The organism is Mycolicibacterium tokaiense (assembly GCF_010725885.1).
Taxonomy (GTDB): domain Bacteria; phylum Actinomycetota; class Actinomycetes; order Mycobacteriales; family Mycobacteriaceae; genus Mycobacterium; species Mycobacterium tokaiense.
Map to the genome: position 1 here is coordinate 1,149,731 of NZ_AP022600.1, position 25,587 is coordinate 1,175,317.

Consider the following 25,587-nt stretch of genomic DNA (forward strand, 5'->3'; position numbering starts at 1 on the left):
GAGACCCTACGGAACCAGTACGACTTTTCCGCGCGCGTGACCGGTCTGCAGATAACGGTGTGCGTCCGCGGCCTGCTCCAGCGGGAACATCCGGTCGACGCTCACTTTCAGCTGTCCGGCGGCGGCGAGCTTGATCAGCTCGGGGCGCGCGGCGTCCCGGATGGCCTGGCCGCCGTCGGCCCCGGTCAGCACGGCGATGCCCAGCTCCGGGCCGCGGGCGAAGGCGGCGATGCTGGCGATCCGCGCGCGGTCGGCCACCAATTCCGTTGAGACGTTCAGTGCTTCGTCGGTGCCCACCAGATCCAACGCCACCGTGGGGGCCCCGAGCGCGCGCACGCGGTCGGCCAGCCCGACGCCGTATTCGACGGGCTGCGCACCCAGGCGGCGCAGCTGCTCGTGGCGTCCGGCGCTGGCGGTGGCGATCACGGTGGCGCCCCGGGCGACGGCCAACTGCACCGCCATCTGGCCCACCCCGCCGCCGGCGCCGTGGATGAGGACGACGTCGTCTGTCCCCACATCGGTTTTCGTCAACAGGTGCCAGGCGGTCCCGCCGGTGAGCAGCAGCCCGGCAGCCTCCTCCGGCGTCAGCGTGGCGGGCTTGTGGCCCACCTGGTCGGCGTCGACGACCACCTGGTCGGCGTAGGCCCCGGTGACGCCGGTGGCGATCACCTCGTCGCCCACCTTCAGCGCGCCGGTGTACCCGGCGATCCGAGCGGACGCCTCGGCGACCACGCCGCACACCTCCGAGCCCAACGGCATCGGCAGCCGATCGGGGTCATCGCCCATGTCGCCGCTGTAGATCTTGTAGTCGAACGGATTGGTGCCCGCCGCGCGCACCGTGAGCAGCACCTGCTCCGGACCGGGCCCCGGCAGCTCGACATGGCGCACCGCGAGCACGTCCGGCCCGCCGTAGGCCTGCGCCACCACCTGCCGCGTCATCGCACGAACCCGTCGAGCGCGTCGGTCAGCTGCGAGGACAACGGATCGCCGTTGGCGTAGTTGGCCACGTTGTCGGTCGGGTCGTCGCGCAGGACGTGGTTGACCCCCGTGAGTTCCACCAGCGTCAGATCGGTGTGCTTCAGCGCGTCGGCCAGCGGCCTGATGTCGGTGCAGGAGGCCTGCCCGTCGGAGTCCGAGCACGTCAGCAGCACCGGGGTGCCGTTGGGGACGCTGGCCGCCAGCGCCAGAGGGTCGATGGCGTCCTGCTCGGCGACGGCTTTCACGTTGCCCGGGTTGAGGATGGCACTCAGCCCGTCGGGCAGTTGTCCCGGCGGCAGGGTGCCGTCCTTGCGCACCTGGTCGACGGCCCCCAGCCACGCCGCGAGCACCCCGTCGGCCTGCTCCTGGGTCTTGCTGCCCGCTTCCAACTGCGCGGCGTTGTCGGCCTTGACCCGGCTGGTGATGAGGTCGAGGTAGCGCCCGGTCAGCGGTTGCAGCAGGACCAGTGAATGCACCAGCGGCGCATCGGGGTCGGTGCTGGTGGCCAGGGCCATCGCGTGGGTGGTGCCCTCCCCGAGGCCGTAGACCGACACCTGCGAGGAGTCCGTGCCAGGCTGTGCGGCCAGGAAGTTGATGGCTGCCTTGGCGCCGGCGGTGTAGACCGCGCTGCCCACGTCCTGCGGCCGGTTGGCGTAGGGGCCCAGGCCGGTGGCGCCGGTGCCGATCTTGTCGTAGCGCAGGCTCGCGACGCCCTTGTCCGAGAGGTACTCGGCCAGCTGGCGCATGTTGCCGACCGGGCCCGCGACGACGTTGTCGCCGTTGCGGTCGGTCTGTCCGCTCTCGGAGATCAGCAGGGCGGCCGGGCCCGTCGCGTCGTCGGCCAGGTGGCGGTAGGTGCCGTGAATGGTCAGACCGTCGGCATCGAAGGTCACGTCGGTGTCGGTCCATTCCGCCACCTGCTCGCCCGAGGACGGCTGCTCCTGGCTGGGCTCCTCCGACGACGAGCATCCGGTGAACAACAGAGCAGCCGAGAACAGCGCTGCGGCAACAGCTTTCACAGCCGGGCCTCGATCCAGGACACCACGTCGTCAAGCACCCAGTCCCGCTCCGGCTCGTTGAACACCTCGTGGAACAGCTCGGGATAGATCTTGAGATGCACGTCGTCAGAGGCTACGCACTCCACCAGGTGTTCGCTGCCCGAGGCCAGGATCAGGCGGTCCTTCTCACCGTGCACCACCAGTAACGGCTTGGTGAAACCGCCCGCCCGCGCCGGCATGGAGTCCCCGACCATCAGCAGCGCCCGCGCCACGCCCGCGGGCACCTTGCCCTGGTGCACCAGCGGATCGGCGCGGTAGGCGGCCACCACCGCCGGGTCACGGGACACGGCGTCGGCATCGAGTTGCTGCACCGGCACCCCCGGCAGCACCGCGCCGACGGCCTTGCCGACTCCTGCCAGCAGCGGCGACACCGCGGCCTGGGTGGCGATGGCCGGCCCGGAGAGCACCATGAGATCGAAGTCGGCGGGGTGCTCGGTGCCGTAGGTGAAGACGATGGCGCCGCCCATGCTGTGGCCGAGCACCACCCGCGGCAGATCGGGATGCTCCTTGGTGGCGACGGCCACCAGCGTGCCGAAGTCCGCGGTGTACTGCTCCATGCTCTTGAGGTAGACGCGCTTGCCGCCGGAGCGGCCATGCCCGCGGTGGTCCAGGGCGTAGGTGACGAAGCCCGCGTCCCCGAACCGCTGCGCCACGTGGTCGTAGCGGCGGGCGTGCTCCCCGAAACCGTGGGAAAGCACGATCACCGCTCGGGGTTCGGTGTCCGGCGTCCAGGTGTCGTAGACGATATTCACGCCATCGACCCCGGTGAAAGCCCGTTCTGTGCGCGTGGTGACCACCAGGGCAGCGTAGCCGCGTGATGGCTCTGGACTTGTCAGGGCCGCTGCGTAAGGTGAGTTTCGTGAGCGTCCTGGCGCAGCAACTCGAGTCCGACAGCAGCCGCGATGCGTTCCTGGCTGACGCGCAGCGGTACCGCCGTGAGCTGTTGGCGCACTGCTATCGCATGTCCGGATCCCTGCACGACGCGGAGGATCTGGTCCAGGAGACCTACCTGCGGGCGTGGAAGGCCTACGACAAGTTCGAGGGCAAGGCCTCGGTGCGCACCTGGCTGCACCGCATCGCCACCAATACCTGCCTGACGGCCCTGGAAGGCAAGCAGCGCCGGCCGCTGCCCAGCGGGCTCGGCGGCCCGGCGTCCGAGCCGTCGGATGAGCTGCATGCGCGCGGCGAGGTGCCGTGGCTGGAGCCGCTGCCGGACACCTCCGGCGACGACCCGGCCGATCCGTCGGTGATCGTCGGCTCCCGCGAGTCGGTGCGCCTGGCCTTCGTCGCGGCGCTACAGCACCTGCCCCCACGCCAGCGCGCGGTCCTGGTGTTGCGCGAGGTGCTGCAGTGGAAGGCCGCCGAGGTGGCCACCCTGCTGGACACCAGCACCGCCGCGGTCAACAGCCTGCTGCAGCGGGCCCGGGCGCAGCTTGACGAGATCGGCCCCTCGCAGGACGACACCATCGCGGCGCCGGAGTCGCCCGAGGCCCAGGATCTGCTGGACCGCTACATCGACGCCTTCCAGTCCTATGACATGGACAAGCTGGTGCAGCTGTTCACCGAGGACGCGGTGTGGGAGATGCCGCCGTTCGACAGCTGGTACGTCGGCCCGGCGGCGATTGTGGGGCTGACCCAGAACAAGTGCCCGGCCGAGAAGCCCGGCGATATGAAGATGCTGCCCACCACCGCCAACGGCCAGCCCGCCGCGGCCATGTACATGCGCAGCGGCGAGAGGCACCTGCCGTTCCAGCTGCACGTGCTGGACGTCAAGCCCGGCGGGGTCTCGCACGTGGTGGCGTTCCTGGACACCTCGGTGTTCCCGAAGTTCGGGCTGCCGGAGTACCTCTAAATCCGCCGAGTGTGGACTTAGGACCCGTTGATCCACGAATACCGAGGCACAACTCCACACTCGTCGAGCCATGGGCATCCGTTGGCGCGCAGCGCCTCACACACTCGGCGCACGAGAATCCAGGGCCGCCGGTTCAGGATGTCGCTGCCGATCCGCACGATCCGCCAGCCCATCTGTGTGAGTTCGGCGCTGCGGTCGATATCGCGGGAACGCTGGCGCGGGTCGGACCAGTGCTGAATGCCGTCATACTCGACCCCGACCAACACGTCCTCCCAGCCCATGTCGATCCGGGCGAAGGGGTGCCCGCCGGTCCCCCACACCACGATCTGCGTCTGCGGTCGCGGAAACCGCGATTCGACGAGCACCAGTCGCGTGCGGGTCTCCTGCGGGGATTCCGCGCCGCCATCCATCAGGTCCACCGCCCGGCGTAGGCCGACGACACCGCGTACCCCACGATGCCGGCCCGCCAGTTCCGACACCGCGGACGGCGTGACTGCAGTGGCGTTGGCCAGCGCATCGAGGTGGATCACCGCATCGGCCAGGCCCATGCGCCGACCGATATCGAAAGCGGTGCGCGCCGGGGTGGTGAGCCGCATGCCGCGAACCACGCACGCTTCCTCTTCAGGCAGCACCACGCGGTGGACAACGATGCCGTTGGTGCAGGCCTCTGCTCGGATCAGCTCGGAGGGCCGGTCGGGATCGAGCCATCTGGCACCCAGGACGGCCGCCGCCGACATGCCTGCCAACGTCGCCGAACGCTGCGAGAACAACCACGCAGCAGTAGCCCGGGACACTGCTGTGAATTGGTAGCCGATCGGCACGTGAACGTTGCGGTGCACCTGGGCATATCGACGATGCAGAGTGCCTTTCGTGACCAGTCCGGCGGCGATCGCCTCGGTGCCGAGGAACGGCGCGTTCAGATTCATTGCCCCAGAAAAGCGACGGTGGCCGACGCGAATGTGGAGTTACGCCACGCTGTGGGGCTGATCTGTGGATTAACTCCACACTGGGGATGCAACATGTCATCACGTTCGACGAGTCAGACTGGCCAGAGCCGAGGCGGTCCACCGGTCCAGCACCGCCAGATCCGCAGCATCCACATCGGCGAACATCACCGAACGCACCAGCTCGGCGTGACCTGGGGCGGCGGTGTCCAGGGCGGCGCGGCCGGCCGGGGTCAGCGACACCGTGGCACCGCGGCGGTCGTCGTCGCTACCCTCGCGCGTCACCAGCCCCCGCTCGCGCATCCGGCGCAGTTGGTGCGAGAGCCGACTCTGCTCCCAGGCCAGCTCCTCGGCCAGTTCGAACATGCGCTGCGGGCCCTGCTCGGACAGCGCCACCAGAACGTCATAGTCGCCCAGCGAGATGCCGCAGTCGGCCTGCAGTTGCCGGTTCATCGCCAGCTGCAGGCCGCTGACCAGCGCCAGATAGTTCCGCCACACCCGCTGCTGGTCGCTGGTCAACCACATGCCGACAGCGTACCCGGAATACATGACGTGTCATCTATGTTGTCCGCATCAGCCCATCCATCTAGGCTGGCGACCACCCCACGAGGAGTGCTGATGACCACCGCAACCGCAGTCGATATCCGCCGAGCCGACGACCGCGCGAAGACCAAGATCGCCTGGCTGGACTCCAAGCACTCGTTCTCGTTCGGCCACCACTACGAACCCGACAACACCCACCACGGCCTGCTGCTGGTGAACAACGACGATATTGTCAAGCCCGGCAGCGGATTTGACACCCATCCGCACCGCGATATGGAGATCATCACCTGGGTACTGCGGGGCTCCCTGGTACACCAGGATTCCACCGGTCACTCCGGCGTCATCTATCCCGGCCTGGCGCAACGGATGTCGGCAGGTAAGGGCATCCTGCACTCGGAGAAGAACGACTCCTGGCGCCTCACTGGCGGCGAAAACCACAGCGAGCCGGTGCATTTCGTGCAGATGTGGGTGGTTCCCGACGAATCCGGCATCACCCCCGGCTACCAGCAGCTCGAGATCGACGATGAGCTGATGCGCGGCAAGCTGGTCACCATCGCCTCCGGCATGCCCGAGCACCAGGGCGAGACCGCCATCGGCATCCGCAACAAGTACGCCGCCCTGCACGGTGCGCGGCTGCAGGCCGGCGAGAGCGTGCAGTTGCCCGAGGCGCCCTACCTGCACCTGTTCGTCCCGCGCGGCGAGGTCACCCTCGAAGGTGCGGGCGCGCTGCACGAAGGCGACGCGGTGCGCTTCACCGCCTCCGGTGGTCAGCGGGTCACCGCCACCACCCCCTCCGAGATCCTGGTTTGGGAGATGCATGCCGGATTGGCCGGTTAAGACCCTCGCCGCGGGCGCCGCGGCCCTCCTGTTCGCCGGGTGCAGCCAACCTGCCCCAGAGCCTGAGGATCCGACCACGACGTCGCCGCCGCCGGCCACCACCGAAGCGGCGGCGGCGCCCCAGGGCCTGGCCCCGGTGACCGTCGAGGTCCCCGACGGGATGGACACGGCGCCCTTCGACGTCCCGCGCACGGCCCAGGTGCCGCCCGGCTGGAGCCTGTCGGTGTGGGCCCGGGTGCCCGAGGCGCGGCTGGCCCAGTGGCTGCCCGACGACACCTTGCTGATCTCACGGCCCGACGCCGGCGAGGTGATCCGGCTGACCCGCGACGGGGACGCCGCACAGCCCAGCGTGCTGCTCGACGGCCTGACCCAGCCCCACGGCCTGGATTTCCGCGACGACACCCTGTACGTCGCCGAGAGCAACCAGGTGAGCGCCTATCCGTACGCCGACGGCCGACTCGGCGAGCCGCGGGTGATCGCGGGCAATCTGCCCGACGCCCGCAGCCCTGACCTGCGCGGCGCGTACTCCCACGCACTCAAGAGCGTGGCGGTGGGCCCGGACCGCAGGGTGTACTTCTCCATCGGCTCCACCGGCAACATCTCCGCCGAGGACCGCGACGCCACCCCGCCGCGGGCCACCGTCATGACCGTGGCCCCCGAGGGTGGACCGGCCCAGCCGTGGGCCACCGGCGTGCGCAACGGCACCGGTCTGGCCATCGCTCCGGACGGTTCGCTGTGGACAGCCAACAACGGCCGCGACAACGTCGCGCGCCCCAGCGACGGACAGGTGGTTCAGGAGTACGTCACCGACAACCCACCCGAACAGATGGCCCGCCTGTTCGAGGGGCGCGAATTGGGTTGGCCCTACTGCAATCCCGAGGGTGGGCCGTCGAATCTGCCGTTGATCAACGACGTCCAGACCAATCCCGACGGGGCCCTGCTGGACTGCGCGGCGCTACCACCGATCGAGCAGAGTTTCCCAGCACACTCGGCGCCCCTGGGCCTGGCCTTCACCGATGCCGTGTTGCCCGCGCCGTACCAGAGCGGGGCCCTGGTAGGGGTGCACGGATCATGGAATGCGTCCCCGCCCCGGGCACCCGAGGTCTCCTTCTTCCCGTGGACGAGTGGCACGCTGGGCCCGCGTCAGACCCTGGTCGGCGGGTTCCAGAGCGAGGACGGGTCGCGCTGGGGCCGGCCGGTGGCAGCTGTGGATGGTCCCGACGGTGCCGTCTACGTCACTGACGACGACGCCGGCGCCGTGTATCGACTGGCGCCTCCCGGCCGCTGACGTCGTCGTCAGCAAAGTTACGGTGGCGCAGCGTGATTCACGTGAAACCACCTCGTTTCGCACCTGTTATCAAAGTTGACAGTGTGTCAAGTGTGGTTATTGTGATGGTTGTCCCATTTCCCCGCGCGCGCCGAAAGGGCAACCGTGAGAGCCGCCATCACCACCGCCCGGCGCACCGTCGCCGTCGCCGCGGCGGTGCTGCTGAGTGCTGGTATCGCAGCCGCGACGGGCGAACCGGTGGCGCGGGCCTCCGGCAAAGAAGCTCTGGCGGCGGCGATCGCCAATACGCAGGGCTCGTATCTGGTGTACGCCTTCGGCGGCGGGCACCCCGCACCCATGCTCGATGCGGCAGGCAATGCCTACGAGATGGACAACGGCGGCCTGCTGATGATCATCAAAGCCGCCTCCCAGCGACTGGCCCCGCGCCTGCTGGTCGACACCCACAACGGCTACCAGGCCCGCTGCGAGCGCACCCCCGGCGCACGCACCCGGGAAGGGCTGTGGCAGGCCGCGGAGATCTACACGCCGGTGGCGGCCTGGCAAGCGATGGGACAACCCACCATCGCGATCAACGCCAACTTCTTCGACATCCGCAGCCAGGCCGGCGGGTCGTGGAAGAACACCGGCTGCAGTTCCCCGCTGGGCGCCTATGTGGACAACACCCGCGGCCAGGGCAAGGTCAACATGGCGGTGACGGGCACCATCCCCTATGCGGGCAAGCAGGGGTTGTCGGGCGGTGATGAGAAGTGGACCGCCTTGTCCACGATGATCCTGCCGGTGGGCGGGGCGCCATTTGTGGTGTCGCCCAAGTCCACTGACGACTACGACGCAGCCGGACCGGTGATCACCCGGATGGTCGACGAGGGCAGCCGCTTCGTGGCCGTCGCCGGCCTGGGCCTGCTGGCACCCGGAGACACCGGCCAGCTCAACGACCCGGGCCCCTCGGCGTCGCGGACCGCCATCGCCTACTCGAAGGCCAGGGACGAGATGTACGTCTTCCAGGGCGGCAGTTACACCCCCGATGAGGTGCAGAACCTGTTCCGCGCCCTGGGCAGCGACACCGCGGTGCTGCTCGACGGCGGCGGGTCATCGGCGATCGTGCTGCGCCGGGACACCGGCGGCATGTGGGCCGGCGCCGGGGTGCCCAAGGGAAACTGCGACACCATGGCCGTGCTGTGCGACTCACGTGAGCGGGCACTGCCGAGTTGGTTGGCATTCAACTGAGTTCGCGCGCCACCCGTGCCACCTCGCGCCCGTAGCCGCCGCCGAACAGCACCACATGGGCCAGCAGCGGGTAGAGCTGGTGCAGCCCCACCCGGTTCTGCCAACCCTCACGCAGCCGGTGCACGCTCTGGTAGCCGCGCAACACCGCCGGCAGGTGCGGGCAGCCGAACAACGCCAGCATGGCCAGGTCGGTCTCCCGGTGCCCACCGTGGGCGGCCGGATCGATCAGCACCACCCCGTCCGCGGTCCACAGCACGTTGCCGCTCCACAGGTCGCCGTGGAGTCGCGCCGGAGCGTCGTCATCATCGAAGTCGCCTGCCGCACAACGCCTCATCACGGTATCGAGATCGCGGACGGTCCGGTTCTCCAGTCGAGGCCTGGCCCGCTCGAGCATCGGCGCCAGCCGCTCCTCGGCATAGAACACCCCCCACCGCGGGTGCGTGGCATACGTCATCGGCAGCAGGTGCTCCAGCGGCCCGAAGAACCCCGGGCCCGGCCAGCCTTGCGGCGGCGCCCCGAACCCGGCGGCGCCCGCATTGTGCGTGCGGGCCAGTCGCGCGCCGAATTCGAGGGCGGCGTTCTCGGTGGGGGTCGTGGACTCCAGGCGCTGCAGCGTCAGTGAGGTGTCATCGAAGCTCACCACCTGTGCGCAGGCCACCCCGCCGGGAGCCGATGACAGCCACTGCAGACCCGCGGCTTCGCAGGCGAAGAAGCCGGGTGGCGCAGCGCGGTGGCGTTTGACGAACACCCTGCGAGACTAGGCCGCCTCCTGCTTCTCGGTCTTCTCTGCCTTCTCGGCCTTGTCCGCCTTCTCGGTCTCCTCGGAGGTGTCCTGACCGCTGTCGGTCGGCTCCGACGTGTCCTCGTCGTCCCGGGTGCCGCGGGTTCCGTAGATCACCCGCTCGATCTCCGTGCGGCCTTGCTTCGCGATGTCATCCAACGACTTCCAGGCATTCTTGAACCCGGCGTCGATCTGCTCGAAGGCGTTGTGGTCGCCGCGGTCGGTCTTCACGTCTGCGGTTTCCGCGTCCCCGGTCTCGGTGTCCCCGGTGTCGTCGTCGGACTGCTCGTCGACGTCGGCGGGCTCGGTCCCGCCAGTGTCTTCGTCGAGCTGTTGTCCGACGACCGCGGGCAGTTCCGGTGGCGCCGAACGCTGCTGTGCCGCTTCAGGTTCGGCCAGCGCCGTCACGTCGTCGGGGGTCGCGCCGAGGGCCGTCTCGAGACTACCGTCGCCGAGTAGTGCCCGGACGATGTTGACCAGGGTGCGCAGCGGGTTGTCCACCGGGGTGGAGCTGATGATGCCGTCTTCGACGGCCTGCTCGACACCGGCGACCAGCGCCTCGAACACATCACCGGGCACCCGCGCCCAGTCGATATTGGACGGTAGGGTGCCGAACGGGGTGATGACGTCGGCCTGATCCAGCGTGCGTTCGTACCCGTTGTCCTGGTCGACATCGGTGAACCCGAGATTGGTCAGGATCTTCAGTGCCGGCTCCAGCGCGGTGGCGACCGGATTGTTGAAGTTCATCCCGGTGACCAGGTTGAGGGCGTCGACCGGCAGCCGGATCGGCTCGAGCAGCGGCAAGCTGCTGGTGGGCAGCGTCAGGTAGAGATTGAGCGCCAGCGGATCGCCGGCCGCCACTGCGGCCAGTGCCTCCGCCAGTTGGGGGGTGGCCTGGTCGGTCAGCGCCGAGACCAACCCGGTCAGGGTCAGGCCCCGGAGGATGTACGTCGGGAACAGCAGCGCTGCACCGGCATTGAGCAGGGAGACCGGGTTGCCCCAGGCCGGGAAGTCCGACAGTGGATCGTACTGCGCCGTTGCGTCGACCTTGACCGGGATGAGATTGGCCCCGCCCAGGGTGATGCCGGTGCCGAGGATCGGCACATTGAGCGTACTGGTGGGGTCGGTACTGCTGGTTGCCTCGGCGTCGGGAGTGACGGTGTCGATGCCGGCCAGTGCGGCCAGGGGGTACATCCGGGCGAACAGTCCGCCGTTGGCGCGTCCGGGGTTGCGCAGCAGGATCATCGGCAGCACGGTGATGCTGCCGAGCAGCGGACTGACTCCGGTATAGGCCGCTCCCCCGGGCTGGTTCGGCAGTTGCGCCACCACCTGTGGGTAGGCCATCCCGGCGGCGAACGCGCCCAGTCCGAACCCGGCGACCACCGGGATCCGCAGGTCAACCAGGTCCAGGTCTCCGAACTCGCTGAGGGCGATCTGCAGCGGGGTCAGCAGGGCGGTCTTCTGCAGGAAATTGAGGTCGGGGTTGTTCTGGATACCTGAGATCAGTTGATTCAGAATGCTGGCCACCCCGATGTTCAAGTAGGGGGTCCCGTTGATCTCATCGGCGACGGAGTTCGGGAACCCCGGTACCCAACCCAGATCCACGCCCAGGAATTTGAGCAGGGTCAGCGGCGGGCCGGCGGTGATGATGTTGAGTCCGGGGGCGTCAACGCCCGCAAGGTTCAGCGGGTCGCTGAGGTCCAGGCCCAGCAGGGTGGTCAGGTCCAGCACGTCAGTGATCCCGGCACCGGTCAGAAACGGTGCGAGGAGGGGGCCGACGCCGGGGATCCCGGCCACGTCCAGTGGGATACCGGCCAGGGTCTGGGTGATGATGGCGCCCAGTGCGTTGTTCACCACCTCTTCCGGGTCGTAGCCCAGTGCGGTGAGCAGACCCGAGAGGTTGACGTTGTCCAGGATCGCGCGTTCGATGGCGGCGGCCACGTCCTGGAATCCGTTGTAGACCGTGGCGCCGACGCCGAAGGTCAGGTCCGGGATGTCGGCCGGGTCTGGGGCTCCCGGGGCCAATTCCATCGGCGGTAGTCCGGGTGAGCCGGGGGTGGCCACCAGCGCCGAGGCGAAGCCGCCGACCAGCGCGGCGTTCACCACCGTGTCGCTGCGTACCGGGTCGGCACCCGGCGCTGCGTTTGCCTGCAGGGGCGTCACGGTGGTCACGGCCATCGCCGTCACCGTTGCCGTGGCAGCTCCGACGGTGGCCACTCGACGTGCTCGTTCTCTGCGCTTGCGATGCGTGCCGGCCATCTGAACAGCCCCTTCATGAAATTCTCAGGTTATTCTCAGGACCGTAACATCGCGTGTAGCAATGCTGCGCCGAATTGCTGATATTGCCGCAAAATCAGCGCGGTTACCAAGATCAGATGTATTTAAAGTTTGCTGACGCGCGCGTCAGGGTTGCCCGAAGGCCTTGCGAAGCAGGCGGTCGGCCACCCCGGCGGGGAGGGTGCTGACCACAGCGATCTGCAGGCGCGCAGCCATGCCGGGCACATAGCGCGCCTTGGGACGGCGGTCGCTCAGCGCCTTCTCGATCAGCCGGGCCACCACGTCCGCCGGCACCGCCGCCTTCTGCGAGCTCGGGATCATCGCGCGGAAACCCGCGATGTGCCCGGCATACAGCACCCGCTGTTCGGGCGTCATCGCCGACTCCATCTCGTCGGCCGCCGCCTCGGCGGTGTCCCACATATCCGTTGCGGTCTGGGCGGGTTCGATGATGCTGACGCGGATGCCCCAGGGCCGCAATTCCATTCGGAGGGCGTCCGCAGCAGCCTCGAGGGCGAACTTGGAGGCGCAGTACGGGCCCAGCATCGGTGCGGCAATCCGGCCATTCACGCTGGAAACAAACACCATTCGCCCCGCGGATGCTCTCAGCAGCGGTATCACCGCCTGCGCCACCGCGATCTGTCCCACGACGTTGACGTCGAGTTGACGGCGCAACTGTTCGATCGGTACCGCCTCCAGCGGTGCGCCCACCACGGTGCCCGCGTTGTTGACCACGGCATCGAGTCGGGCGGGCAAGTGGTCCCGGAGCGCGGACACCTGGTCGAGGTCGGTGATGTCCAACGGCAGCGGCGTCACCCCGGCCACCGCGGCGAGGTGGGCGCCGTCCTGGCTGCGGCGTACGCCGGCGAACACCTGCCAGCCCCGATGGGCCAGGTGGATGGCGGTGGCTCTTCCGATACCCCGGGACGCTCCCGTGACCAGAACGCTCGCCATCACCACTCCCGTCGAGGTCACCGTCGTGGTCGGACACCGGGGAGACACGGCTGGCGTGCCCCGCCCGGTGTCCGCCCCCGACATCGCGGGGCAGATCTGCCCAAGTCATACCCGCTGTGAGCCGGCCGGCTACGAGCGCCCCGACACGTCGCACCCAGCCCGCTCACAGCGTGCGCTAAGAAATGTACACGAGCGTGACCAGATTTTATTGACGTTTCGGCAACCGAAAATCTACAACTGGGGGGTCAGATCCAGGGACGTGATGGTGTCCATGCTCGTCACCAGCCACTGCGAGCCCTCGCGCTGCAATGTCAGACGGTAGGACAGGTACCGCAACGACGGGATGTCCTTCGACAACGGACTGGTGGCCGTCGAGTTGGTGTACACGATGGCCGTGGCGTCGCGTCCGCTGACCGACTCGACCGCCGCGCCCACCACCTGGGTGTTGTTGGTGACCTGAGCCTGCTTGTTGGTCGGCGCGATGGCGTCGACGTATTTGCGGTACTGCGCTTCGAAGTCGCCGCCGAGGAATCGCGCAGACCGGTCGGCCAGCGACTCCATGTTCTCCGGGGTGTAGGTCCACAACGTGGTGATGGCATCCGCAGCAGTGCGAGCGATGTCGAGCTTGGTGTCCACGAGCGCGCGGTGCGCCACGTATGGCTGCAGGGTGGACGCGGTGAAGGCGCCGGCGCCGACGAACACCACCGCAGCCGCTCCGATCGCCGCCGGAGCCCATCTCGGCGCCGCACGGCGGGGAGCCGCGGCCACCGGTTCCTCGGCCGGCACCGACTCTGCGGTCGCGTCGGCGGTGACGGTCCGCGTCCGGCGTCGCGCCTTGCCCACCGGCGTCCTGGGCGGCTCACTCTCGGTGTCGTCGGTCAGATCACCTGCAGCAGATTGCTGATCTTCCACTGGTCTCCTTCCTGGATCGCGGTGGCCACCCAACGGGAACCGTCCTCGAAGGTCCTGCCGTCCGGGAACGTCGTCACCGTCTTGGTGGCCACCAGCACGTCGGCGCTGCCGTCGTCGTTCCAGCGTTCCACCCCCGCGTCGAGCACCGTTCCCGTGGTGGGTTCGGCCCGGGCCACCTGAACAACGATCTCGTTGATCCGCTGCTGGTAGTCCTGCGCCAGCTGCCCGGTGGCCTGATCCAGCACCGCATCGGCATAGTCGTTGGCGCGCATGGGATCCGGTGAGGTGTACTGCGTCATGAACCCGCGCACGTAACTGATCACCGCGACGTTGCGCACCGCCTCCGTGCGATGCTGCTCATGGGTGATCAGCAGTAGGGTGCCCGCCGTCAGCGCGGCGATCAGCACCACCACCGCCGACGCCATCAGCACCACCAACCCGACGGGACGCCCCCGGTGCGGGGCGCGCCGGCTGAACTGCTCGGGTGCCTTCTCCTCGACCCTGCGGCGCGGACTCACTGTGGCGGTCCTTGCGGACTGGCCAGCACGGTCAAACCCGCGACCCGCCACTGATCGTCGACCTTCTCGAAGTCCACCCGCACCGTCGCGGTGATGAACCGCTGGTCCGGCGGCACCCCGCGCTGACCCTGCAACGCCAGCAGCATGGTGCCGCGGTCGGCGGTGTTGGTCAGGACTGCGCTGTTGGCGGTCCAGTACTCGTTGGCCGTCGCACCCGATGCGGTGATGGCGTCCTGCTGCGCCGTCAGTTGATCGCGGTAGCCGTCGGTGACCAATCCGGCGGCGCGTTCGAAATCCTGTGCCAGGGTGGGAACGTCGTAGCTGAGCATGCCTTCGACCAGCTTGGGCCCTTGCACTGCCAGCTGTTCGCGGGCCTGGGCCGCCCGCAGATCCGACTGGTACACCACGAGATATCCCGCTGCCACCGCAGCCAAAGCCAGCACCATCGCGGCGCACACCGCCGCCCCGGCCCGCCGGACGGCCCGGGGCGGACGGTGGACCGTGCGGTGCACCTCGGTGTGGGCCAACAGGTCGGCCCAGGTGCGGCGGCGCGAATCCCACAGCGGCCACAGCCATCCCACGAACACCGCCGCGGTGTCCAGCAGGTGGGCCAGATCGCGCAGCAACAGCCGCCAGGGACCCGCCGGCACCCCGTCGCGGCGGACCACCCGAATGCCCAGCGCCGCCCGGCCCAGCGTCCAGCCGGTCACCGCGGGCAGCAGCAGACGGTTGACCACCACCGCGAGCAACGTCAGTCCGGCAGCAACCACACACACCCACCACAGGGGGCTGCGCTGAGCGGTGGTCCAGGCCACCAGCACCAGCGTCGTGACGGTCAGGAGACCGATCACCACGTCGATGACGAACGCGCCGGCGCGCGCCGCCCACCCGGCCCGGATGACCGCCGGGGCGGTATCGGTGTCCGTGGTCTGATCGTCGAGCACCGCGGTCACGTGGTCACCTGGTCGAGGCGGGCGATCTTGTAGGTGCCTTCGTCCTGGGCCATCTGCACCCGCAGCCGGTATCCGGTTTCCTGTTGCTGTACTTCGGTGTTGGTGAGCTTCACCCGCAGCGCCACCAGGACATCCATCGAGCCGTCGTCGTTGTGGCGCTCCACGGCAGCTTCCATGTCGGTGACCTCCACCTGCGCGTTGGCAGCCTGATACGCCTCGACCAGCACCCCGCTGTAGAGCGTGGCCTGGGTCTGGTAGTCGCCGGTGGCACAGTCGAGGATCTTCTGCTGGCTCTCCGCCATGGCCGCGGTGTCGGGGGCCTGGGTGGCCGCCACACAGTCCTTGGCGGCGGCCGTCGCCGCGGCCTCGTCGCGGGCCAGTACGCCGGCGTCGCGATTGGACTGCCCTACGAAGTATCCGGCGGTGGCCACCAGCGCCGCCGTCACCACCAGCGCGGCGCACACGCCGACGAACCAGCTCCGGCTGGACAGTCGCGTCGCCTGCGGTGTGCCGGCCACGTCGCCGCCGGGAACGTCGGTGTCGGAAACGTCGCTGTGGGCAACGTCGTCATCGGGGACGTCGGGAACGTCGTCGGGATTCAGCCGGCCGGTGCCAGCATCTCCTTCCATCCCTCTTCTCCTGTGTTCGTCGAACTGCTCACGGAGTACTTCACCCCGTCGGGACCCACCACCTCACCCGCCTGTGGGTTGTAGATCATGCCGTTGGGTGCCGGAGTGTAGATGCACGGGTTGGGTTGCTGTCCGCTGCACTGCACGGTACCGCTGCCGGGTGGGCTCAGCGGATCACTGGTGATCGGCGCCGGTGGCGGCAGCATGTCGGCGGGCAGCGGGTTCATCCCGTTGTTGATCGTCGGCGCCGGGATCACCCGCCCGGGGTTGACCGGCTGGTCGCACCGCGCGCCCGGCGCGGGGCAGTTCAACAGCTGGTTGGGATCGCCGTACCACGGGTTGTTGCCCAGCGGCACGTACGGTTCCTCGCTGCGGCATTCCCGCGGGGTGGCGGCCGTCTTGCCCGGCACATCCGCGCACGGATAGTTGCGGGCACCGCGGACCACGTTGGCCGGGGTGTCCTTCGGGATCTTGCAGTACATCCCACTCGGCAGCGGGGCGGTGGTGGTGTCGGCGGGCGAGCGCCACTGCGAGGCAGGCAGGAAGCCGGTGAGGCACGGCGGCGGTTGGTTGATGGTGAGGCTGAAGTTCAACGCCGCGGCATTCTTGAACGGCGCGGCCACGGCCTGGGCCACCGAGGCCCCCTGCGGCAGGATGACCAGTGTCTGCTCCAGGCCCTTGTTGTACCGCTTGAGCATGTCGAACACGATCGAGAGGTTGGCCAGCGTCTGAGGAAGTGCTTCACGCACTTCCCCGAACACCCCCGCCACCGCGTCGGCGGTGGGGCCGGCTTTGGCCAGGCCGCTGCGCACGGCCTGGTCCTGCTGCGCGGTCTGGGCGGCGAGGCTGTTGAGGTTGGCCGACCAGCGCCGGATGGCGTCGCCGGAATTGACCTGGCTGTCCAGGATCGGCGCCGAGTTGTCGATGATGTCGTTGATGTCGCCGATGTTGGTGTCGAAGTCGGTGACGATGGCCTGGGTTCCGTCCACCAGGCGTTGCAGCGCCGGTCCCAGACCTCCGACGGCCAGGGCGGTCTCGTCGAGCAGTCCCGAGATCTTCTCCTTGGGCAGTGCGGCCAGGCCCCGGTCGGCGGCGTCGAGCGCGGGACCGATCTCCCGTGGCACGGAGCCATCGGTGATGGTCTGGCCGGGCGAGAGGTACTGCCCGGACGTGCTGTCCGACACCAGATCCAGGTACTGCTCGCCGATCGCCGACACCGAGTGCACGTTGGCCGAGGCGTCCACCGGGATCTTGTACCGGTCCTCGATGCTCATCGTGGCCCGTGCACCCGACTCGGTGGGCTCCACCTCGGTCACCTTGCCGATGGTGATACCGCGGTAGGTGACGTTGGCGGTGCGGTACAGCCCGCCCGAGGCGGGCAGGTCCGCGTGCAGGGTGTACTGCCCCACCCCGGCCAGGCTGGGCAGCCGCAGGTAGTACCAGCCCAGCGCGGTCAGCGCGATCACCGTCAGCACGGTGAACAACGCCAACTGAATTCGGATGAAGCGGGTCAGCATCGCCTATTCACCTCGCTCCACCAACGGACCGCCGGGCACCGAATTGGGGCTCGGGGTGTAGCGCACGTCCGGGATCATCTGGTTGACGTCGCGACCCCACGCCTGTTCCAGCGCGCGCAGCGCCCCGGAGAACCCGGTGCCGGTCAGGAACGCGTTGTCCAGCGTGCTCAGCGTCAGGTCGAACGTCGCCGAGGTGTTGATGTAGTCACCACGCACCACCTTCGGCACGTTGTCGATGGCGAACGGTGCGGTGAGGATCAACTTCAGGGCGCCGATCAGGTACGGCGAGGCCCGGCCGAGCTGCTTGAGCGGCCGTTGCAGCAACTGCAGGTTGGTCTCCAGGTCGCCGCGCGCGGCCGAGAGGTACTGGTCGGTGGCTGCGCTGAAGCGGCCCAGCGCCGTCACCGCGTCGGCGAACACATCGCGCTGGTCGGCGAAATACTTGATCAGCGGCGGAAACTCGGTGAGCACCCGGTCCAGAGTGTCGTTGCGGGCCGCCACGATGGACAGCAACTCGTTGGTGGTGTCGATGGCCCGGGTCAGATCTTCGCGCTGGGCGTTGAGCTGTTCGGTGAACACGTCGAGCTTGCCGAGGAACGCGCGGACCTGTTCGGCGTTGCCGTCGAGGATGTTGTTGACCTCGGTCTGGATCACCTCCAGGTTGGGGATGCCGCCGCCGTTGAGCACCGTGGCAATGCTGGCCAGGGTGCGTTCGGTGGTGGGATAGGCCGAGCTGTCGGCCAGCGGGATCGTATCGCCGTTGCGCAGCGGTTGCGCTGACGGATCCTGCTGCGGCGCTGCGAGTTCGACGTGCTGGGTGCCCAGCAGGCTGGTCTGGCCGATGCGCGCCGTGGCGTTCTCGGGCAGTTGCACATTGCCGTCGATATCCAGGGTCAGCGTGGCCACCCAATTGACCAGTTCGATCTTGCGCACCGACCCGACGAAGACGTCGGCCACCCGCACCCGGCTGTTGACGTTGAGCGCCAGGGTGTCCGGCATCTGGACGTACACCGTCATGGTGTCACCGCTGGTGCCGGGGCCACCGGGCAGCGGCACGTTGGCCACGCCCTTCCACCCGCAGGAGGCCAGCACCATCGCGACGACGGCCAGCACCAGGGTGCGCCAGGTGGCTACGCGGGTGAACCGCAGGATGCGCGTCACGGGGCACCCACCTCAGCGGGCAGCGGCGGTCCCGGCGGGGCGGGCGCCGGTGCTGCAGGCGCCGGTCCCGGAACCTGCTGTGACAGCGGCAGCGGACCGGGAACCACGTCCGGTGCCGGGGGCGGCGGCGGACCGGGCTGCGGATACCACGGCGGCGGCAGCGGATTGTTCTGGTCGTAGGCGTTGGGCACCGCACCGCCGCGGGGACCGCCGGGCGGGTAGCTCACCGGGTCGGGCCCACCCATCAGGGCCGCCAGCGAGTCCGGGGTCAACATGTTCTTGGTGAACTGCTGCACCTGCAGGCCCTGCATGCCGGGTGCCACGATCCAGCCCGGCTCGTGGTTGCCGTGGCTGAACAGGGTGTCGCGCGACCAGACACCCGGAACGGTGGTGTCCTTGTAACCGGGGGGCGGCTGCAGCCGGGGCTCGGAGTACGCCACGTACTTGGGCAGCGTTGCCGCCGTGGCGAACTGGTTGACGCCGAACGGCGGGAAGTTGAACTTGATGGCGTCCAAGATCGGTGCGAGGTACTGCGCGCACAGCTCCGCGGACTCCTGATAGCCGAGCCGGCTGCCGGCCTGGATGGAGCTGCAGATGAACTGCATCGGGTTGGCGAAGCTGGCCACCACCGGGATCGCGGTCAGCGAGCCGTGGGTGGGCTCGTAGATGTTGACCAGGTTGGCCGCGAGGTTCGGGAAGATGTGCAGCGCGGTCTCGAGCCCGTCGCGGGGCTCGGGCTGCAGGATCGCATTGGTGGTGTTGGCCAGGTTGTTGATGCTGGTGGACAGCTCGGACCCATTGTCGTTGATGAACTGCTGTGCGGTGGTGAGCAATCCGTCGATATCGCGCAGGGCGGTCGCCAGTTCCTGGTCGTTGTTGGTGAAGGAGTTGGTGAACTGAGCGAGGTTGTCGTTGAGTTCGACGAATTGCTGATCGCTGCGGTGCAGGGCGTTGACGAACAACGCCAGGCTCTTGGCAACGGCGAAGAAGTCGCCGCGGCCCTGGTTGAGCGCGGTGATCGACTCCGACAGCGCGTTCAAGGTGGTGTTGATCTGCTCACCCTTGCCGGCCAGCCCGTCGGCGAAGGACTCGACGACGTCGCCGAACGGGCCCTTGGGCTGTCCGGGGGTGGGGCCCAGTTCCGTGACGATGTCGGTGATCTGGTTGCGCAGGTCGTCCCATTCCACCGGAACCTGGGTGCGTTCCATCGGGATCTCGGCGTTGTTCTCGAGCTCGGGGCCGCCGGTGTAGGCCGGGGACAGCTGGATGGTGCGCGAGGCGACCAGGCTGGGATTCAGGATGGACGCGGTGGCATCGGCAGGCACCTTGTACTTGTTCTCGTAGCTGAAGGTCACCTTCATCCGGTCGCCGGCGGGCTCGATGCTGTCGATCGACCCCACCCGCACGCCCATGATCTGCACCTTGTCGCCGGGGTAGAGCGCCAGCGCCTGCGGGAAGTAGGCGGTCACCGTGTTGTAGGTGAGCCTCTTGTACAGCTGCCACCCTGCGACGGCCCCCACCAGTGCAAGCACGAGCACCAGCGCGCCGATGATCACCGCCGCGCGGGACAGGCGCGGCACTTTCATGTTGCGCACGTTGAAGATCGTCGACATCGCTACCGGTTCCCTACGGCGTCAGGTGTGGTGGACGGGATGATGAACGGCGGGTTCCCGGGTAGCGGCGCCACCGAGTTGGGCGAGAGTTGCTGTCCCGGACCGGGTACCGGGGCGGGGCCGGGTCCCACCGGAGGTACCGGTACGGGCGCGGGGCCGGGTCCCGGCAGCGGGCCGACCGGGACCGTGCGCGCTCCGGGCGGGCCGGGCGCCAACGGCGGGGCAGGAACCCCCGGCACCGTCGGCACGAGGCCACCGGGCTCGTTGCCCGCGGGCACACCCGGTGCCGGGGGCGGGGCGTCGGGGTTGGGCGCTGAGGTCTGGACGCCCACCGGCGGACCGTAGTTCGTGCCGTACGGGTTGTCTCCGAACGGGCCGACGGTCAGGTCCGCGCACGGCAGTGGGTTCTCCGGCGACGGAATCCCGTCCGCGGGTGGGGTGTACGAGCACGGTGACCCCTTGGGCACCGCCGGGCCAGGGAAGTCCGGGGTGCCTTCGAGCACCTGCGGGGCCGGCGGCGGCGCGCCGTTGGGCTGACGCTGTCCGTTCGGATCCGGGAACTGGAAGGCGGGCAGCCCGGCATTGCGCCAGAACTGCTCGGGATCGATCCCGCGTTTCTTGAACGCGGCGTCGATGAAGGGCTGGACCACTTGGCCGGGCAGCAGGTTGATGATGATCACCTTGAAGTACGGCCCCGAGCCGATGGCCTCGGCCAGCGACGCGGTGAACTTGCTCAGGGTGGACAGTGATTCGGCGAGGTCGAACTTGTGGCGCTCGAGGATGCCGGAGACCGTCTGCAGCTGTTCCAGCACCCTGTTCAGGTTCGGGTTGTCGTTGATGAACCCCTCGAACTGGCGCGAGACCTGTGACACGTTCTCCAGCAGATAGTTCACCGCCTGGCTGCGCTCGTTGATGGCGGCCAGCAGCGTCCGGGAGTTCAGCAGCAGCTGGTTGATCTGCTCGCTGCGATCCCCGAGCACGCCGGCCACTTTGTTGGCGTTGGCCAGCAGTTGCTTGAACTGCTCGTCGCGCTTGCCGATCACGTCGGAGAACCTGGCCACCCCGTCCAGCGCGGCGCTCAGGTGTGGGTACGTCTGGTCGATGGTCTCGCTGAGCACATTCAGCGACTGCTTGACCGTCTGGATGTCCCAGCCCCCGGCAGCTTTGGTGACGTCGAAGAACGCGTCGTAAATCTGGTACGGCGTGGTGCTCTGCCCGATCGGCAGCTCACCGGAGGCCCGCAGCGTCTGGCTGCCGCGCGGCTCGATCTCCAGCACCTTCTTGCCCAGGATGGTGTCGGTGCGGATGGCCAGCCGCGAGTCGGTGCCGATCTGGTTGCCGCCCAGGGTGAAACCCATCCGGACATGATCGCCGTCGATGGCCAGGCTCTCCACCGTGCCCACGTCGGTGCCCGCGATGCGCACCTTGTCCCCGGTGTTCAGGCCCCCGGAATCGGTGAACAGTCCGTAGTACGTGGGCTGGGCGAACAGCATCGGCACGCTCGAGAAGCTCTGTCCCACACCGATGATGAGCACCAGGATCAGGATGCCCAGGACGCCGCTGCGGATCCGGTTGGATCCTTCGATCGATCTCACTGTGGGGTGCACCTACCCGTCGGCTGGGTGAACACCTTGACCGTGCGGACCGGGCCGCCGGGCTGCAGACCGTTCAGTTTGAGGTTCAGGTCGCACAGATAGAAGTTGAAGAAGTCACCGTAGACACCACCGGCGCGGCCGATGATCTTCAGTGCGTTGGGCACCTTGGACAGCGTGTCCTCCACCTGGGCCTGCTCGTCGATCAGCGGCTGCTGGATGGTCTCGAGGTGCCCGATGGTGTCTTTGAGCACCGGCCGGTTGTCGGCCAGCAGATCACCCAGTGTGCCTGCGGCATTGCTGATGTCGGCCACCGACTGGCCCAGTGGGTCGGCGCGGTTCTTCAGGCCGGTGATCAGCACTTCGAAGTCGTTGACCGTCTGGTCGAACTCCTTCTGGTGCTTGACGGTGGTGTCCAGGACGGTGTTGAGGTTGGTGATCACCTCACCGATGGCCTGGTCGCGGTCGGCCAGCGCGTTGGTCAGTTGTGCGGTCTGGTCCAGGATGTCGTTGATGGTGCCGCCCTGACCCTGGAACACGGTGATGATGGACTGGGCGATGTTGTTCACCTTGTCGGGGTCCAGCGCGCGGAACAGCGGCTTGAAGCCGCCGATCAGCGCATCGAGATCCAGCGCGGGAGTGGTGCGGGCCAACGGGATGAACCCACCCGGAGGCAGCACCCGGTCCGCGCCCTCCCCCTGGCCGCGTTGCAGTTCGAGGTAGCGGTTGCCGATCAGGTCCTGATAGCGGATCTGGGCGGTGGTGGACTGGTACAGCGGCAGCGTGCGGTCCACGTCGAAGTCGACCCGCACGCGCTGGCCGCCGTCGATCAACTGCACCTTCGACACCTTGCCCACCTCGACACCCGAGGCGCGGACGAACTGCCCGGCGCGAAGACCGCTGGCATTGGAGAACTCTGCGGAGTATCCGGAGGTCCGGTCGAAGCGGATCTGCCCGAAGACGATGATGATGACGGCGGTGAACATCAGCAGCACCAGAGAGAAGGCGCCGAGTTTGATCGCGGTTCCGGTGGTTCTCATGGGTTGATCGTGTTCTCCCCGACTTGGCGACCCCAGACGTACTCGGTGAGGATCGGCTGGCCCAGTTCGAAGTGGTTGTACGGCGCGATCGAGGCACCGGTGTCCATCACCAGATACGGTGCGGGCCACAGCTCACGGGTGATCTCCTGCCAGCACCCGGGTGCGCCGCCGGGGCCGCCCTTGGCGTTCACCCGCGGCAGGTTGTCCGGGTACACATACGGGTTCTCGGCACCCAGGAACGTGGTGTTCGTGTTCAGCGAATAGCCGTTTCCACCAAGGGAGGCAGCCACTTTGGGCGCGACGGTGGCGTAGTTGCGGATGGTGCAGAAGATTGCCGGGCTGTATTCGTCCAGGGTCCTGGAGGTGGTCACCAGGTCTGCTGCGCCTCGCACCAGGAACGGCCCGCCGCGTTCGAACACGTCGGCCCCGGTGTTGCCGAAACCCACGGCCGCCAGCAGGGCGGCGTCCAGGTCACCCTGGCGCTCGTTGAGCGTGCGGGCCGTGATCACCGCGTTGTCCAGGGCGTCGAAGAGATCGGGGGCCGCAGAGGTGTACACCTCACCCAAGTCCGCCAATCTCTGCACGTCGTAACGGATCTGCGGCATACGGGGGTTGATGTCGTCGAGGATCGAGTTGCCGCGGACCAGCGACTCGCCGAACTTGTCACCAAGGCCGGTCAGGGCCTCGGCGGTGGCCGACAGCGTGAGGTTCAGCTTGACCGGGTCCACCTGTTCGGAGATCGAGGTGATGGTCTCGAACAACGTGTTGAACTCTGTGGTCACATTGGAGACGTCGATGACATCGGCGGAGGTGATCCGCGCGGCGACGGGGTCATCCGGAGAGGTGAAGGAGACGTACTTGTTGCCGAACACCGTGGTGGCCTGGATGTTGGCGTTGACGTTGGCCGGTATCAGGTCGATGTAGCGCGGGTCGACGTCGAGGGTCAGCTGCGCTTTGGTGGTGCCGTCGGAGTCCAGCGGCGCCACCTTCGCCACCCGGCCGATCTCGACCCCGTTGTAAGTCACCTTCGAACCGGGGTCCATCACCAGGCCGGCGCGGCTGGAGACCAGGGTGAGTTTGGTGTTGTCGGCGAAGCCGCCGCGGAACTGGATGTAGACCAGCGTGGCCACCACCAGGACGACAACCAGGAGCACCGCGCCCGCCAGCTTGTAAGGCGGCGTGCGCTGGGTGTTGGGTGGCGAGGTGACCTGCCCGGGTGCGGTCATCGGCTACACCGTCAGGTTGAAGTTGGGGTCGACGCCGTAGAGCGCCAACGATGCGAGCAGGACGACGACGACGATCAGGACCAGCGATGCGCGCATCGAACGACCAACGGCCTCACCGACACCCACGGGACCACCACCGGCGTTGTACCCGTAGTAGCAGTGGTTGAGCATCACGATCACCGAGATGATGATGGCCTGGACGAAGGACCACATCACGTCGTCGGGCCGCAGGAAGGTCCGGAAGTAGTGCTCGTAGGTGCCGATCGACTGTCCGTAGAAGAACGTCGTGGTGATCTGGGCGGACAGGAAGCTCATGATGATCGCCATCGCGTACAGCGGGATGATCACCACGAAGCCGGCCAGGATGCGGGTGGACACCAGATACGAGATCGATTTGATGCCCATGACTTCCAGGGCGTCGATCTCCTCGCTGATGCGCATGGCGCCAAGCTCGGCGGTGGCACCCGCGCCGACGGTGGCGGCCAGGGCCTGACCGGCCACCACGGGCGCAGCGATGCGCACGTTCACCAGGGCGGCGAAGAAGCCGGTGAAGGCCTCCACCCCGATGTTGCCGAGCGAGGCGAAACCCTGGATGGCGATCAGGGATCCGCCGGAGAGCGTGACGAACCCGACGATCGCGACGGTGCCGCCGATCACGGCCATGGCCCCGGTACCCATGCCGATCTCGGCGATCAGACGCAACACCTCGCGGCGGTAGAACCGCAGCGCGTGCCCGATCGATCCGACGGCGGTGACCACGAACCAGGCGACGTGGCCGATGGAATCCAGGAACCGGCCGGGTGATCCGGCGGCGCGCCCGGCGTTGCCGTAGAGCCGGGGGAACCGGGCGCGCAGAACCTGTGTCGTGGACATCAGCGCCCCGTCCCGAAGCGGACACCGATGGTGGTGAGCACCACGTTGACGGCGAACAGGGCCACCACGCAGAGCACCAGCGTCTCGTTGACCGCGGTGCCGACACCCTTGGCGCCGCCGGCCACCGTCAGCCCCCGGTAGCAGCCCACCAGGCCGGCGATCAGGCCGAAGGTCAGTGCCTTGACCACGGAGATCAGCACCTCGGGAAGACCGGTGACCAGCGTCAGCGTCGAGACGTAGGCGCCGGCGGAGACGTTCTGGATGTAGACGCCGAAGATGAAGCCACCCACCAGCCCGATGGTGATGACGGCGCCATTGAGCAGGAAGGCGACAAACGTCGAGGCGGCGACACGCGGGACGACGAGGCGGTGGATCGGGTCGATGCCGAGCACCTCGAGTGCGTCGATCTCTTCACGGATGGTCCGGGCACCGAGGTCGGCGCAGATGGCCGTGGAGCCCGCGCCGGCCACCACGAGCACGGTGACCAGGGGGCCGAGCTGGGTCACCGCACCGAGCGCGGCACCGGCGCCCGAGACGTCGGCGGCGCCGAACTCGGCCAACAGGATGTTGAGGGTGAAGATGATCAGCACCGTGAGCGGGATCGAGACGGCGACGGTGGGCAGGAACGCCACCCGCATCAGGAACCAGCTCTGGTCGATGAACTCCCGCCATTCGAACGGTCTCAGCAGGGCCCTGCCTGCGAGCACGCACATCCGGAAGAACCCGCCGACCAGCTCCAGCGGCGTGCGCAACTGATCACGCACGTAGCCGGTGAGACCGTTTGACGACACCGTCACGCGGGCACCCGATTCCGGGTGAC

At 68.1% G+C, this 25,587-nt stretch carries 24 protein-coding genes; 4 read left to right on the top strand and 20 right to left on the bottom strand.

What is annotated here, in order from left to right; translation table 11 throughout:
* Positions 1 to 6: 6 nt before the first annotated feature.
* Genes G6N58_RS05490 through G6N58_RS05500 form a run of 3 tightly spaced genes read right to left on the bottom strand, consistent with a single transcriptional unit; the run spans position 7 to position 2,833 of the window.
* Positions 7 to 939, bottom strand: a complete 933-nt coding sequence (locus G6N58_RS05490) for an NADP-dependent oxidoreductase (RefSeq protein ID WP_115279435.1) — start codon at positions 937 to 939, stop codon at positions 7 to 9.
* Positions 936 to 1,997, bottom strand: a complete 1,062-nt coding sequence (locus G6N58_RS05495; protein WP_115279434.1) for an alpha/beta hydrolase — start codon at positions 1,995 to 1,997, stop codon at positions 936 to 938. Before G6N58_RS05495 ends, G6N58_RS05490 begins: the two co-directional genes overlap by 4 nt.
* Complete coding sequence (locus tag G6N58_RS05500; RefSeq protein WP_115279433.1) at positions 1,994 to 2,833, bottom strand: alpha/beta hydrolase; 840 nt, start codon at positions 2,831 to 2,833, stop codon at positions 1,994 to 1,996. Before G6N58_RS05500 ends, G6N58_RS05495 begins: the two co-directional genes overlap by 4 nt.
* A gap of 32 nt (positions 2,834 to 2,865) precedes the next feature.
* On the opposite strand from G6N58_RS05500, the gene G6N58_RS05505 reads away from it, so the two are divergent.
* On the top strand, positions 2,866 to 3,888 hold the full coding sequence (locus G6N58_RS05505; RefSeq protein ID WP_115281784.1) for a sigma-70 family RNA polymerase sigma factor: 1,023 nt from the start codon (positions 2,866 to 2,868) through the stop codon (positions 3,886 to 3,888).
* 17 nt (positions 3,889 to 3,905) lie between these two features.
* Here the strand turns inward: G6N58_RS05505 and G6N58_RS05510 are convergent, their stop codons facing one another.
* Entirely contained in the window at positions 3,906 to 4,814 is a 909-nt protein-coding gene (locus G6N58_RS05510; protein ID WP_115279432.1) for an endonuclease domain-containing protein, read from the bottom strand.
* A 99-nt stretch (positions 4,815 to 4,913) separates the two neighbouring features.
* On the bottom strand, positions 4,914 to 5,357 hold the full coding sequence (locus tag G6N58_RS05515; RefSeq protein ID WP_435406164.1) for a MarR family winged helix-turn-helix transcriptional regulator: 444 nt from the start codon (positions 5,355 to 5,357) through the stop codon (positions 4,914 to 4,916).
* A gap of 93 nt (positions 5,358 to 5,450) precedes the next feature.
* Here G6N58_RS05515 and G6N58_RS05520 point away from each other — a divergent pair, with 93 nt between their 5' ends.
* From G6N58_RS05520 to G6N58_RS05530, 3 genes are all read left to right on the top strand, one after another.
* A complete protein-coding gene (locus G6N58_RS05520) occupies positions 5,451 to 6,212 on the top strand; it encodes a pirin family protein (RefSeq protein WP_115281782.1) in 762 nt (253 codons plus the stop codon).
* Positions 6,193 to 7,500, top strand: a complete 1,308-nt coding sequence (locus tag G6N58_RS05525; RefSeq protein ID WP_232067743.1) for a PQQ-dependent sugar dehydrogenase — start codon at positions 6,193 to 6,195, stop codon at positions 7,498 to 7,500. Before G6N58_RS05520 ends, G6N58_RS05525 begins: the two co-directional genes overlap by 20 nt.
* Positions 7,501 to 7,608: 108 nt before the next feature.
* Positions 7,609 to 8,724 (top strand): phosphodiester glycosidase family protein, encoded by a 1,116-nt coding sequence (locus G6N58_RS05530; protein WP_435406163.1) that lies wholly within the window; start codon positions 7,609 to 7,611, stop codon positions 8,722 to 8,724.
* Here the strand turns inward: G6N58_RS05530 and G6N58_RS05535 are convergent.
* The 15 genes from G6N58_RS05535 to G6N58_RS05605 all read right to left on the bottom strand — a co-directional run bounded on the left by G6N58_RS05535 (position 8,717) and on the right by G6N58_RS05605 (position 25,564).
* Complete coding sequence (locus tag G6N58_RS05535) at positions 8,717 to 9,472, bottom strand: fructosamine kinase family protein (RefSeq protein ID WP_115279429.1); 756 nt, start codon at positions 9,470 to 9,472, stop codon at positions 8,717 to 8,719. The two genes, G6N58_RS05530 and G6N58_RS05535, sit on opposite strands and share 8 nt — an antisense overlap.
* A gap of 9 nt (positions 9,473 to 9,481) precedes the next feature.
* The gene (locus G6N58_RS05540; protein ID WP_163907930.1) at positions 9,482 to 11,722 is read right to left on the bottom strand and encodes an alpha/beta hydrolase family protein; all 2,241 of its coding nucleotides are present in this window, start codon (positions 11,720 to 11,722) and stop codon (positions 9,482 to 9,484) included.
* 186 nt (positions 11,723 to 11,908) lie between these two features.
* Positions 11,909 to 12,733 (bottom strand): SDR family NAD(P)-dependent oxidoreductase, encoded by an 825-nt coding sequence (locus tag G6N58_RS05545; protein WP_115281778.1) that lies wholly within the window; start codon positions 12,731 to 12,733, stop codon positions 11,909 to 11,911.
* A gap of 231 nt (positions 12,734 to 12,964) precedes the next feature.
* Positions 12,965 to 13,645: a mammalian cell entry protein gene (locus G6N58_RS05550; RefSeq protein WP_068918941.1), complete on the bottom strand. Its 681-nt coding sequence runs from the start codon at positions 13,643 to 13,645 to the stop codon at positions 12,965 to 12,967.
* Positions 13,612 to 14,163, bottom strand: a complete 552-nt coding sequence (locus G6N58_RS05555) for an Rv1363c family protein (RefSeq protein WP_068918942.1) — start codon at positions 14,161 to 14,163, stop codon at positions 13,612 to 13,614. Before G6N58_RS05555 ends, G6N58_RS05550 begins: the two co-directional genes overlap by 34 nt.
* Positions 14,160 to 15,116: an RDD family protein gene (locus tag G6N58_RS05560; protein ID WP_115279427.1), complete on the bottom strand. Its 957-nt coding sequence runs from the start codon at positions 15,114 to 15,116 to the stop codon at positions 14,160 to 14,162. Before G6N58_RS05560 ends, G6N58_RS05555 begins: the two co-directional genes overlap by 4 nt.
* Positions 15,113 to 15,745 (bottom strand): Rv1363c family protein, encoded by a 633-nt coding sequence (locus tag G6N58_RS05565; protein WP_115279426.1) that lies wholly within the window; start codon positions 15,743 to 15,745, stop codon positions 15,113 to 15,115. The genes G6N58_RS05560 and G6N58_RS05565 overlap by 4 nt, the downstream gene beginning before the upstream one ends.
* Positions 15,715 to 17,262, bottom strand: a complete 1,548-nt coding sequence (locus G6N58_RS05570) for an MCE family protein (protein WP_115279425.1) — start codon at positions 17,260 to 17,262, stop codon at positions 15,715 to 15,717. The genes G6N58_RS05565 and G6N58_RS05570 overlap by 31 nt, the downstream gene beginning before the upstream one ends.
* A 3-nt stretch (positions 17,263 to 17,265) precedes the next feature.
* Positions 17,266 to 18,414: a virulence factor Mce family protein gene (locus G6N58_RS05575; protein ID WP_264035578.1), complete on the bottom strand. Its 1,149-nt coding sequence runs from the start codon at positions 18,412 to 18,414 to the stop codon at positions 17,266 to 17,268.
* Between the two features lie 5 nt (positions 18,415 to 18,419).
* The gene (locus G6N58_RS05580) at positions 18,420 to 20,036 is read right to left on the bottom strand and encodes a virulence factor Mce family protein (protein WP_115279424.1); all 1,617 of its coding nucleotides are present in this window, start codon (positions 20,034 to 20,036) and stop codon (positions 18,420 to 18,422) included.
* Between the two features lie 2 nt (positions 20,037 to 20,038).
* The gene (locus G6N58_RS05585; RefSeq protein WP_115279423.1) at positions 20,039 to 21,631 is read right to left on the bottom strand and encodes an MCE family protein; all 1,593 of its coding nucleotides are present in this window, start codon (positions 21,629 to 21,631) and stop codon (positions 20,039 to 20,041) included.
* Positions 21,628 to 22,668 (bottom strand): virulence factor Mce family protein, encoded by a 1,041-nt coding sequence (locus G6N58_RS05590; RefSeq protein ID WP_068918948.1) that lies wholly within the window; start codon positions 22,666 to 22,668, stop codon positions 21,628 to 21,630. Before G6N58_RS05590 ends, G6N58_RS05585 begins: the two co-directional genes overlap by 4 nt.
* Positions 22,665 to 23,894, bottom strand: a complete 1,230-nt coding sequence (locus G6N58_RS05595) for an MCE family protein (RefSeq protein ID WP_068918949.1) — start codon at positions 23,892 to 23,894, stop codon at positions 22,665 to 22,667. The genes G6N58_RS05590 and G6N58_RS05595 overlap by 4 nt, the downstream gene beginning before the upstream one ends.
* Positions 23,895 to 23,897: 3 nt before the next feature.
* Positions 23,898 to 24,767, bottom strand: coding sequence for an MlaE family ABC transporter permease (locus G6N58_RS05600; RefSeq protein WP_115279422.1), 870 nt, complete (start codon positions 24,765 to 24,767; stop codon positions 23,898 to 23,900).
* Entirely contained in the window at positions 24,767 to 25,564 is a 798-nt protein-coding gene (locus tag G6N58_RS05605; protein ID WP_172545004.1) for an MlaE family ABC transporter permease, read from the bottom strand. The genes G6N58_RS05600 and G6N58_RS05605 overlap by 1 nt, the downstream gene beginning before the upstream one ends.
* Between the last annotated feature and the right edge of the window lie 23 nt (positions 25,565 to 25,587).

Coding starts and splice junctions, on each gene's coding strand:
- G6N58_RS05490 (WP_115279435.1), bottom strand. CDS start 939: ATGACGCGGCAGGTGGTGGCGCAGGCCTACGGCGGGCCGGACGTGCTC.
- G6N58_RS05510 (WP_115279432.1), bottom strand. CDS start 4,814: ATGAATCTGAACGCGCCGTTCCTCGGCACCGAGGCGATCGCCGCCGGA.
- G6N58_RS05515 (WP_435406164.1), bottom strand. CDS start 5,357: ATGTGGTTGACCAGCGACCAGCAGCGGGTGTGGCGGAACTATCTGGCG.
- G6N58_RS05520 (WP_115281782.1), top strand. CDS start 5,451: ATGACCACCGCAACCGCAGTCGATATCCGCCGAGCCGACGACCGCGCG.
- G6N58_RS05525 (WP_232067743.1), top strand. CDS start 6,193: ATGCCGGATTGGCCGGTTAAGACCCTCGCCGCGGGCGCCGCGGCCCTC.
- G6N58_RS05545 (WP_115281778.1), bottom strand. CDS start 12,733: ATGGCGAGCGTTCTGGTCACGGGAGCGTCCCGGGGTATCGGAAGAGCC.
- G6N58_RS05565 (WP_115279426.1), bottom strand. CDS start 15,745: ATGGAAGGAGATGCTGGCACCGGCCGGCTGAATCCCGACGACGTTCCC.
- G6N58_RS05570 (WP_115279425.1), bottom strand. CDS start 17,262: ATGCTGACCCGCTTCATCCGAATTCAGTTGGCGTTGTTCACCGTGCTG.
- G6N58_RS05580 (WP_115279424.1), bottom strand. CDS start 20,036: ATGTCGACGATCTTCAACGTGCGCAACATGAAAGTGCCGCGCCTGTCC.
- G6N58_RS05590 (WP_068918948.1), bottom strand. CDS start 22,668: ATGAGAACCACCGGAACCGCGATCAAACTCGGCGCCTTCTCTCTGGTG.
- G6N58_RS05595 (WP_068918949.1), bottom strand. CDS start 23,894: ATGACCGCACCCGGGCAGGTCACCTCGCCACCCAACACCCAGCGCACG.
- G6N58_RS05600 (WP_115279422.1), bottom strand. CDS start 24,767: ATGTCCACGACACAGGTTCTGCGCGCCCGGTTCCCCCGGCTCTACGGC.